Source organism: Promicromonospora sp. NPDC060271, assembly GCF_042726755.1.
In the GTDB taxonomy this organism is placed as follows: Bacteria; Actinomycetota; Actinomycetes; order Actinomycetales; family Cellulomonadaceae; genus Promicromonospora.
Window position 1 is genome coordinate 21,865 of sequence record NZ_JBHXBG010000054.1, and the last position, 9,480, is coordinate 31,344.

Here is a 9,480-nt window from a genome sequence, read left to right on the forward strand (position 1 = left end):
AGCCGCACCGTGTGTTGGTGTTGTGAAGGTGGACGCCTGTTTGCCCAGAACTTGAGCGCTCGGACGTCTCTCTTTGCGCGGGGTGAAAGACATGCGCGGGTCGCCACACATAGTCCCGCACGGTCAGGGCGCGCGGGGGCGAGTCGACGGGGGCCACGGGAGAAGGCAGACGGTCAGGGAGGCCTGGTGCTGCGGTTCCACTTCACTTCGGATGATCTTGCCCGGGTACGGATCGCCCCGGGCCCGGACCCCATGTGGGAGGTGCTGCTCAGCGCACACGTCGTGAACCAGCCTTCGGGCACCGCGCTGTTCGGACGCTGGCGGCAGCGGGCGCTCTCCGGCTTGCCGCCGGCAGCTCGCATGCTCTTACGGCTGGCCCCGCCGCGCGGCTACTCGCCGGACTTCCTCACGCCGGTGACCGGCTCCGACAGCTTCGAGACCGGGCTGGACGCGATCCTGTCCACCCCACGGGCCCGGCTTCGCAAGGACATCGAGTTATTGGCGGGCGAGCACAGGCCACACCTCTGGATGCGTGATCTCGCCGCGGGTTCCGCACCCGCCATGCGCGGGCTCGGCGTCGCGGTGCGTTCCTACTACGAGCACGCGGTAGGGCCGTACTGGAGCGGCATCCGGGCCGCCGTGGACGTCGACCGCGCGGCGCGCACCCGTGCCTGGGTGGAGGGCGGGACCGAGAACGCGCTGCGGACGTTGCACCCGTCGGTGCGTTGGGAGCATCCGGTCCTCTCGGTGTCGACGGCTGCCGAACGGGACATCCATCTGGCCGGTCGTGGCCTGTTGATCATCCCGTCGTACTTCTGCGTCCGGGCCCCGATCACGCTCGCGGACGTCGACCTGCCGCCGGTGCTGCTCTACCCGATCGTGCACGAGCCCGCCAAGCTGGACCGCGGTTTCGAGGTGCGGTCCGACGGCGGCGGACAGCAGCTCACCGCGCTTCTGGGCCGGACCCGAGCGGCGGTGCTGCGAGTGCTCGGCACCGGAGCGACGACCAGCGAGATCGCGAACCGTCTGGCGATCTCCCCGGCGTCGGCGTCGGAGCATGCGACGGTGCTGCGCAACGCCGGCCTGATCGCCAGCGGGCGCGAGCGCAACACCGTGATCCACGCGCTGACCCCGCTGGGCCAGACCCTGCTCGACGGCTGTGCCGGACAGGGTCCAGTGGCGGCGACGCAGCCTGCTACTGCAGGAGATCCTGTGTGATCGGCTCGGCAGTGGTGGCGAGGCACAGGCCGACCCGGTCGCCGTCGCTCCACGACTCCTCGCTGGGACCCCAGACCACGTAGCTCACGGAGTTCACGAGCTGGCTGGTGCGCGCGATGGGACCGAGCTGCTTGGTGCCGCACACGAGGGCGACGCGCTTGTCCACCTCGTCACGGCCCGGCCAGACGGCGGCGTCCGCGAAGTCGGTGCGGCCGACGACCTGGGCGGTGTGCGAGGCGTCGCAGGGAACGGCGAGCACCTCGGAGACCTCGCCGTCCTCGGGGAGGGTCTCCACGCACGAACCGAGCACCAGCTGCAGCGGATGCACCTCGCGCGGCTCCGCGATCATCGCCTCGATCGGCTCCCACTGCTGCCGGCTGACCATGTTCACGACGAGGACGACCACCGTCACCAGGGCGACGACTGCGACGGCGGCCCCACCGATCATCGCGAACCGGCGTCGCTTCGCGGCTTCGTCAGCCGCGGTCGGCGGACGCCAGCCGGCATAGGAGGCCTCGGGCGCATAGCCGTGCACCGCGGGGAACGGGTGCGCGGAACCGCCGCGCGGGGACGGGAACGGCGACGGCGGCTGCTGCGGACCGGCACCCTGGTCCGGGTGCGGGGTGCCCGAGTGGTGCTGCGGCGGGGCCGCGGGCGTCGGGAACGGGCTCGGCGGCGTGACGGCCGGCGGGACACGCGTAGCAGGCGGTGCGAAGAGCTCCTCGGTGGGGGCGCCGTCCGCGGCGGCAAGCCGCTCGTCGGCGGGCGTCTCCGTCTCGCGGGGGGCCTCCTTCGGGTCCGCGGCCGGCGCGTCCGCGGCGGTCTTGTCGGCGGCCTGCTGCTCCTCGGGCTCCCCGGTCTCCCCGGCGACGGTCCGCGGCCCGAGCTCCCTCTTGTGCGCCGCGGCGATCGCGGCGAAGGAGAGCGCCTTGAAGTCGAAGGTCTCGTCGACGGCCGGCGCGGTCGCGGTGTCGGAGGGTGTCCCGGGCTGGGCCTTGTCCGTACCAGCGGCATTCGGCTTGGCCGGCTTGCTGTCGGCTGCGGCGGGTGAGTCGGTTGCGGTCGGTGAGTCGGGTGCGGGGGCGGTGGCGGTGGCTGCGGTGGGCGAGTCGGTTGCGGCGGGTGAGCCGAGTGAGTCGGGAGTGCTTGCCGAGACGTGCGCATCCGGCGCATCGGCCGAGTCTCCTGAGGCAGCGTCCTCGCCGGACACACCGGTGTCGGCGCCCGCGTCGGTGTCGACGTTCACGTCGGAGCCGGTGTCGGGGTCAGCAGCGACGCCGGTTCCGACGACGGCGACGGCGGCACTGTCGGCCTCGGCCGGATTCTCCGACCGCGCTGTGGCCGTAGGGTCCGCGCTCTTGGTGGACGGCGGCGTCGGCTCGACGGGGGCGGCAGGGGGAGCCGCCGGCACCCGCTTCGGCAGCGCGGCGGCGGGTACGACGTTGATCTCCTCGGTGCGTGCTGCCCGCTTCGAACCGGTATTCACCGAAGGTGTCGGGGCAGGTACCGGGGCAGGCTCGACGTCTGCGACGGGCTCCTCCGGCCCCGCAGGCTCCGCCTCAGCCGCCTCAGCCGCCTCAGCCGCCTCAGCCGCGTCTCCGACGGGCTCGACGCTCCCGGCAGGCTCAGCGTCCGCAACGGGCTCGCGATCCGCGACCTTCGCCGCGACTCCAGGGTCGGTGACGTCCGCCGCAGGCGCGCCGTCCGCGGCAGGCGCGCCGTCCGCAACGGGCTCGACGTCCGCGACGCGCTCGACACCCGCGACAGGAGCGGCCGTCGCCGCCGGCTCTACGTCGCCCGGCGTGCTCTCCGCACCAGCCGACGACCCCGCGTCCGGCGCAGCGACCGCCGTCGGCCCGTCGGTGGACTCCTCCGCGGCCCCGGCCGCCGCCGGGCCACCCTCGGCCGAGGCCCCCTCCGCACGCTCAGCACCCTCGGACTCAGCCGCTGCGACCCCGTCCTGGGCCCCGTCAAGCTCGCCGTTCGCGGTGGACACGCCGGCAGCGTCGGACCCGTCGCCCGTCTGCTCGGATGCTACGTCGTCGTCCTCGGGACGGCTGTCGACGACCGTGCCGCCGGCCGCGTGATCCCGCTCCGCCTCGTCCGCGGACGCCGTCTCGACAGGATCCGTGGCAGGGACCTCGGCGACTTCGGTGGCGGCCGGGAGGTGGTCGGGCGTCGACGTCATGCAGGTTAACTTACCGACATTCGACGACGACCTTGTCACCAGGACGAGGTACGCCTGTGGTGCACCCTCTTTACGGACAATTTCGCCCGCTGATTTCCCCATCCCGGGTGGAACCTCGGCGCCTCCTGCGCCGTGGGCGGGCTGCTCAGTCGGCCAGGTCGACGATCACCGGGACGTGGTCGGAGGCGCCCTTGCCCTTGCGTTCGTCCCGGTCGATGACGGCGCCAGATGCGCGGCCGGCGACGGCGGGCGACGCCCAGCAGAAGTCGATCCGCAGCCCCTTGTTCCGCTGGAACGCGAGCTGCTGGTAGTCCCAGTAGGTGTAGGTGCGCTCCTCCGGGAGGAACTTGCGCGTGAGCTCCGTGTACCCCGCCTCGGCGAAGGCGTCGAACGCGTCCCGCTCCGGCTGGGAGACGTGCGTCTTCCCGGCGAAGTCCGCCACGTCGTACACGTCGGTGTCGAGCGGGATGACGTTCCAGTCGCCCATGAGCGCCACGGCGTCACCGGCGTCGGCCCAGGTCTGCGCGGACGTGCGTAGGGCCTCCAGCCAGGCCAGCTTGTAGGTGTAGTGCGGGTCGCCGAGCGCGCGGCCGTGGGGCACGTACAGGCTCCACACGCGGACGCCGCCGCAGGTCGCGCCGATCGCCCGCGCCTCGAGCGGCGGGACGACGTCGAGCAGCGGGTCCGGGCCGTCCTCGATGATCGCCTTGGCGAAGCCCGGCTGACCGGGGAACTGGGTGGCGACGTCGGTCAGGCCGACCCGCGACACGATCGCCACGCCGTTCCACTGCGACAGCCCGAAGTGCGCCACCTCGTAGCCGGCGGCCTCGAACGCCGCGGTCGGGAACTGGTCGTCCCGGCACTTGGTCTCCTGGATGGCCAGGACGTCGGCCCCGGACCGGTCGAGGAAGGCGAGCACGCGGTCGACGCGCGTACGGATGGAGTTGACGTTCCAGGTGACGAGGCGCACGGTCCCACCCTATGTTCACCCGACTACGCTGGTGACGTGCAGATCCTCACCAGGCGCCGCGCGGTCGGCGTCGTCGTCGCCCTGACCACAGCGGGCCTGGTCGCGGCCTGCTCGGCCGGCTCCGGCGCGGGCACCGGAGGAGCACGTACGGACGTCGTCGTCGGCCTGACCGGGGAACCAACCAACCTCGACTTCACCACGACGTCGGGCTCGGCGATCCCGCAGCTGCTGATGAACAACGTGTACGAGGGCCTGGTGACCATCGACCAGGAGGGCGAGGTGCAGCCGCAGCTCGCCGAGTCGTGGGAGGTCAACGGGGACCGCACCGTCTACACGTTCACGCTGCACGAGGGCGTGACGTTCTCCGACGGCTCGCCCTTCACCGCGGACGACGTCGTCTCCTCGATCGAGCGGGTCCAGGACGACTGGACGCTGAGCCTCAGGTCCAAGATGGACGTCGTGCGGAAGGCGGAGGCGAAGAGCGACACCGAGGTCGCCGTCACCCTCGAGCACCCGAGCAACTCCTGGCTCTTCGACATGGGCACGTCGGTGGGTGCCATGTTCCCCGACGACCTGTCCGCCGACCTGGCGACGGAGACGGTCGGCACCGGCCCCTACACGGTCGAGGAGGTCGCCCCCGGCGACCGCATCACGCTCGCCGCCCGCGACGACTACTGGGGCGAGGCGCCGGCGATCCAGGACATCACCGTCCGCTACTTCGCGGACGCGAACGCCCAGGCCAACGCCGTCCGCGCCGGCGACATCGACATGGCGTACAACCTGCAGGCCCCCGACCTGCTGGCCGGCCTCGAGCGGGACGAGGACCTCCAGGTCGTCGACGGCACGTCGACGGGCGAGGTCCTGCTCGCGCTGAACAACGCCGAACCGCCCTTCGACGACCTGCGGGTGCGCCGCGCGGTCATGCACGCGATCGACCGCAAGGCGGTGCTCGACACCGCGTGGGCGGGACACGGCGAGCTCATCGGCTCGATGGTGCCGCCCACCGACCCGTACTACCAGGACCTGACCGACGCCTACCCGTACGACCCCGACCGCGCAAGGGAGCTCCTGGCCGAGGCCGGCGCCGAGGACCTGAGCATCACGTTCGACGTCCCGACCCGTCCGTACGCGGAGGCGGTCGCGCAGGTCGTGGTGTCGCAGCTCAAGGACGTCGGCATCGACGCGGAGATCGTCCCCGCGGAGTTTCCCGCGGTCTGGCTGGACAAGGTGTTCACCGAGCACGACTACCAGATGTCCGTGATCCTCCACACCGAGGCCCGGGACATGCTGACGATCTTCGGCGACCCGGACTACTACATCGGCTACGACAACCCGCGGGTCACCGAGGTCGCGGAGGAGGCCGACCGGAGCAGCCCGGACCAGTACGTCGCCGGCATGCAGGAGGTCGCCCGGATGATCGTCGACGACGCCGCGAGCGACCCGCTCTTCCTCTTCCCCAACACGGTGGTGGCCGACGCCGGCCTTGCGGGCATCGCCGCGAACGCGACCACCGAGTCGATGGACCTGACCGGCCTGCGCTGGTCGGAGAGCTGACCCGGCCACCGCCGGGAACCGCACGTGGCCAGACGACTCGCCTCGCACGTCACCCAGCTCCTCGCCACGCTCCTCGTGGCGACGGCGGCGATCTTCGTGCTGCTGCGGGTGCTGCCCGGTGACCCCGCCGTCGTCGCGCTCGGGATCGAGGCGTCTCCTGAGGCGCTCGCGGCCTGGCGGGCCGAGCACGGCACCGACGGGCCGCTCGTGTCCCAGTACCTCGAGTGGATCGGCGGCCTGCTCACGGGGAACCTCGGCACGAGCTACGTGACGTCGCAGGAGCTGACGCCCCTGGTCGCCGACCGGGTGCAGGTGACCGGCATCCTCGTGCTGCTCGGCATGCTGATCGCCCTGGTGGTCGCGGTGCCGGTGGGCACGCTGGCCGCCGTCTGGCACCGGAACGCGGGCGGCGTGGCGCTGTCCGCGGTGAGCCAGGTGGGCGTGGCCGTGCCGAACTTCCTAGTGGGCGTGCTGCTCGTGGCGCTGTTCGCGGTGCGGCTCGGCTGGCTGCCGTCGGGCGGGTGGACGGCGCCCGTGGACGGGTTCGGGGAGTTCTGGCGGCACGTGCTGCTGCCCGCGCTCGCGCTCGGCTCCGTGCAGGCCGCGATCATCACGCGCTACGTACGCAGCGCCGTGCTGGAGATCATGCGCGAGGACTTCCTGCGGACCGCCCGCGCCAAGGGGCTCACCTTCACGGGCGCCCTGGTGCGGCACGGGCTGCGCAACGCCGGCGTGCCGATCGTGACCGTCGTGGGCGTGCAGATCGCGTCCATGCTGATCGGCGCCGTCGTGATCGAGCGGGTGTTCGCCGTGCCCGGTCTCGGCAGCCTGCTGCTCGACTCGGTGGGCAACCGCGACCTGCTCGCCGTGCAGTCGGTGGTGGCGGTGCTCGTCGTGCTCGTGGTGCTGCTGAACTTCCTGGTGGACCTCGCCTACACCCTGCTGGACCCCCGGCTCAGGAGGGCGTCATGACCGGCCGGTCTCCCCGCGCGCGCATGCACCCCCAGTTCGCGATCGGCGCCGTGCTGGTCGGGCTGGTCGTCGTCACGGCCCTGGTCTCGCTCGTCTGGACGCCGTACGACCCCGAGCACGCCGGCGCCGAACGCCTCCTCCCGCCAGGGGCCGGGCACTGGCTCGGTACCGACCGGTTCGGCCGCGACGTGCTCTCGCAGGTCATGGCGGGCGCGCAGATCACCCTGCTGGTCGGCCTGGTCGCGGTGGGCATCGCGGCGGTCGTCGGCGTGCCGCTCGGCGTGCTCGCGGGGATGCGCGGCGGGCGGCTCGGCACCCTTCTGATGCGGGGCAGCGACATCCTCCTCGCCTTCCCCGGGCTGCTGCTCGCGATAGTGCTCGGCGCCGTCTACGGAGCGGGCACCGTGACGGCGATGGTCGCGCTCGGCATCGGCTCGATCCCCGCCTTCGCCCGCGTCGCACGCGGCGGGACGCTGCAGGTCGTGCGCTCCGACTACGTGCTCGCCGCCCGGGCGGCGAACCGCGGCGAGCTCGCGATCGCCGCACGGCACGTGCTCCCCAACATCGGTGGCATGGTGCTGGTGCAGTGCTCCGTGAACTTCGCGATCGCCGTGCTCGCCGAGGCCGGGCTGTCCTTCCTCGGCCTGGGCACACCCCCGCCGACGCCGTCGTGGGGCCGCATGCTGCAGGAGTCGCAGCAGTTCCTCGGCGTCGCCGACCATCTCGCGATCGTGCCCGGCGTCGCGATCGCGGTGGCGGTGCTCGGGTTCAACCTGCTGGGCGACGGTCTGCGCGACGTCCTCGACCCCCGCCTCGCCCCGACCGCCACCTCCGCGTCGGTCGAGCCCGGTCCGCCGGCCGAGCCGGCCCGCCCACCGGCCGAGCCCGTCGCGACCCGGCAACCCACCGCCCTCGACCTCCGCGACCTCACGGTCCGCACCACCAGCGGCCGCCGGCTCCTGACCGACGTCACCCTCCGGGTCGCCCCCGGCGAACGCGTCGGCCTGATCGGCGAGTCCGGCTCGGGCAAGACCATGACGGCGCTCGCGGCGCTCGGCCTGCTGCCCGACGGCGTGACGGCCACCGGCCAGGTGCGGCTCGCGGGCGTGCCCGGGAACCTCCTGGACCGGGGCGAGCAGGCCATGGCCCGGCTGCGCGGCGCGGCGATGTCGATGGTCTTCCAGGAGCCGATGACAGCGCTGAACCCGCTGATGCGGGTCGGCCGTCAGGTCGCCGAGGCGATGACGCTGCACGGCACGACGGGCCGGACGGCGGAGCGGCGGGCCGCCGAGCTCCTCGCCGAGGTGGGCCTGCCGAGCGGCGCCGCCCGGCGCTACCCGCACGAGCTGTCCGGCGGGCAGCGCCAGCGGGTGGGGCTGGCGATGGCGCTGGCCAACGACCCGGCCGTGCTGGTGGCGGACGAGCCGACGACGGCCCTCGACGTCACCGTGCAGCGGCAGGTGCTGGACCTGATGGTTCGGCTCGTCGAGGACCGGGGTGCTGGGCTGCTGTTCATCACGCACGACCTGGCCGTGGTGTCCCAGGTGTGCGAGCGGGTGGTGGTGCTGCTCGAGGGTGTGGTGGTCGAGGAGGGCCCCGTCGCCGAGGTCTTCGCGAACCCGCGGCACGAGTACACGAAGCGGCTGCTGGCGGCGTCGACCCTGGAGCCGCGGCCGGCGGCCGCCGTCCAGGAGGCCAGAGAGCCGCTGATCCGTGTCGCGGGCGTGACCCGCACCTATCCGAGCCGCGGCGAGGTGGTGCACGCGCTGCGGGGCGTCTCGCTGGAGGTCGAGGAGGGACAGCGGTTCGGGATAGTGGGCGAGTCCGGTTCGGGCAAGTCGACCCTGCTGCGGATCGTGGCGGGGCTGGACCGGCCGACGTCGGGACACGTCACGAGCGCCGGGGTGCGGATCGGCGCGGACGGGGTCTCGGCGGGCTCGGCCGGCGGTGCGGCTGCGGGTACGGCAGGGCTCGGCGACCTGCGTGCGGCCCTGCAGGTCGTCTTCCAGGACCCGTACAGCTCGCTCGACCCCCGCATGACGGTGGGTGACATCGTGGCGGAGCCGCTCCTCAACCTCGCGAACGTCCGGGCCGGCGGCCCGCGGACCGCGTCTGCCCGCCGGGACACGGTGCGGGAGATGCTGGACGCCGTCGGCCTGCCGCTCGACGCGACCGAGCGGTACCCGCACCAGTTCTCGGGCGGGCAGCGCCAGCGCATCGCCATCGCGCGGGCTCTCGTGTGCCGGCCGCGCGTCCTAGTGGCGGACGAGCCGGTCAGCGCGCTCGACGTCTCCGTCCGGCGGCAGGTGCTGGACCTGCTCGCCCGGCTCGCGGACGAGCACGCCCTGACGCTGCTGCTCGTCTCGCACGACCTGGGGGTGGTGCGGCACGTCTGCGACCACGTGGCGGTGATGCGCGACGGCCTGATCGTGGAGCAGGGCCCCACCGCCCAGGTCTACGACACCCCGCAGCACGAGTACACGCGCCGCCTCCGCGATGCGACCCCGCTCCTCCTCGGCTGACCTGTCAGAAACCCGCGGACGTGTCAGACCCTCAGGTCACCTGAGTGACCTGAGGG

Annotated in this window: 6 protein-coding genes; 4 read left to right on the forward strand and 2 right to left on the reverse strand. The window is 72.9% G+C overall.

The features are described from left to right. The first annotated feature begins 186 nt into the window (after window positions 1-186). Complete coding sequence (locus tag ACFWE2_RS10750) at window positions 187-1,218, forward strand: ArsR/SmtB family transcription factor (protein ID WP_377224213.1); 1,032 nt, start codon at window positions 187-189, stop codon at window positions 1,216-1,218. Here ACFWE2_RS10750 and ACFWE2_RS10755 read toward each other — a convergent pair. Both ACFWE2_RS10755 and ACFWE2_RS10760 read right to left on the reverse strand, forming a co-directional pair. After that, on the reverse strand, window positions 1,196-3,406 hold the full coding sequence (locus tag ACFWE2_RS10755; protein ID WP_377224214.1) for a septum formation family protein: 2,211 nt from the start codon (window positions 3,404-3,406) through the stop codon (window positions 1,196-1,198). The genes ACFWE2_RS10750 and ACFWE2_RS10755 overlap by 23 nt on opposite strands. 145 nt (window positions 3,407-3,551) lie before the next feature. Beyond that, a complete protein-coding gene (locus ACFWE2_RS10760) occupies window positions 3,552-4,376 on the reverse strand; it encodes an exodeoxyribonuclease III (RefSeq protein ID WP_377224215.1) in 825 nt (274 codons plus the stop codon). Between the two features lie 36 nt (window positions 4,377-4,412). On the opposite strand from ACFWE2_RS10760, the gene ACFWE2_RS10765 reads away from it, so the two are divergent. The 3 genes from ACFWE2_RS10765 to ACFWE2_RS10775 are packed head-to-tail and all read left to right on the forward strand — an operon-like array spanning window position 4,413 to window position 9,424. Next, window positions 4,413-5,930 carry an ABC transporter substrate-binding protein gene (locus ACFWE2_RS10765; RefSeq protein ID WP_377224216.1) on the forward strand — a complete coding sequence of 506 codons (1,518 nt, stop codon included), beginning with the start codon at window positions 4,413-4,415 and terminating at the stop codon, window positions 5,928-5,930. Window positions 5,931-5,954: 24 nt separating this feature from the next. Then, window positions 5,955-6,902: an ABC transporter permease gene (locus tag ACFWE2_RS10770; RefSeq protein ID WP_377224217.1), complete on the forward strand. Its 948-nt coding sequence runs from the start codon at window positions 5,955-5,957 to the stop codon at window positions 6,900-6,902. Next, window positions 6,899-9,424 (forward strand): dipeptide ABC transporter ATP-binding protein, encoded by a 2,526-nt coding sequence (locus ACFWE2_RS10775; RefSeq protein ID WP_377224218.1) that lies wholly within the window; start codon window positions 6,899-6,901, stop codon window positions 9,422-9,424. The genes ACFWE2_RS10770 and ACFWE2_RS10775 overlap by 4 nt, the downstream gene beginning before the upstream one ends. Window positions 9,425-9,480: the final 56 nt, after the last annotated feature.

Excerpts from the sequence above, each read along its gene's own strand:
- ACFWE2_RS10755 (WP_377224214.1), bottom strand. The coding sequence starts at position 3,406 with ATGACGTCGACGCCCGACCACCTCCCGGCCGCCACCGAAGTCGCCGAG.
- ACFWE2_RS10775 (WP_377224218.1), top strand. The coding sequence starts at position 6,899 with ATGACCGGCCGGTCTCCCCGCGCGCGCATGCACCCCCAGTTCGCGATC.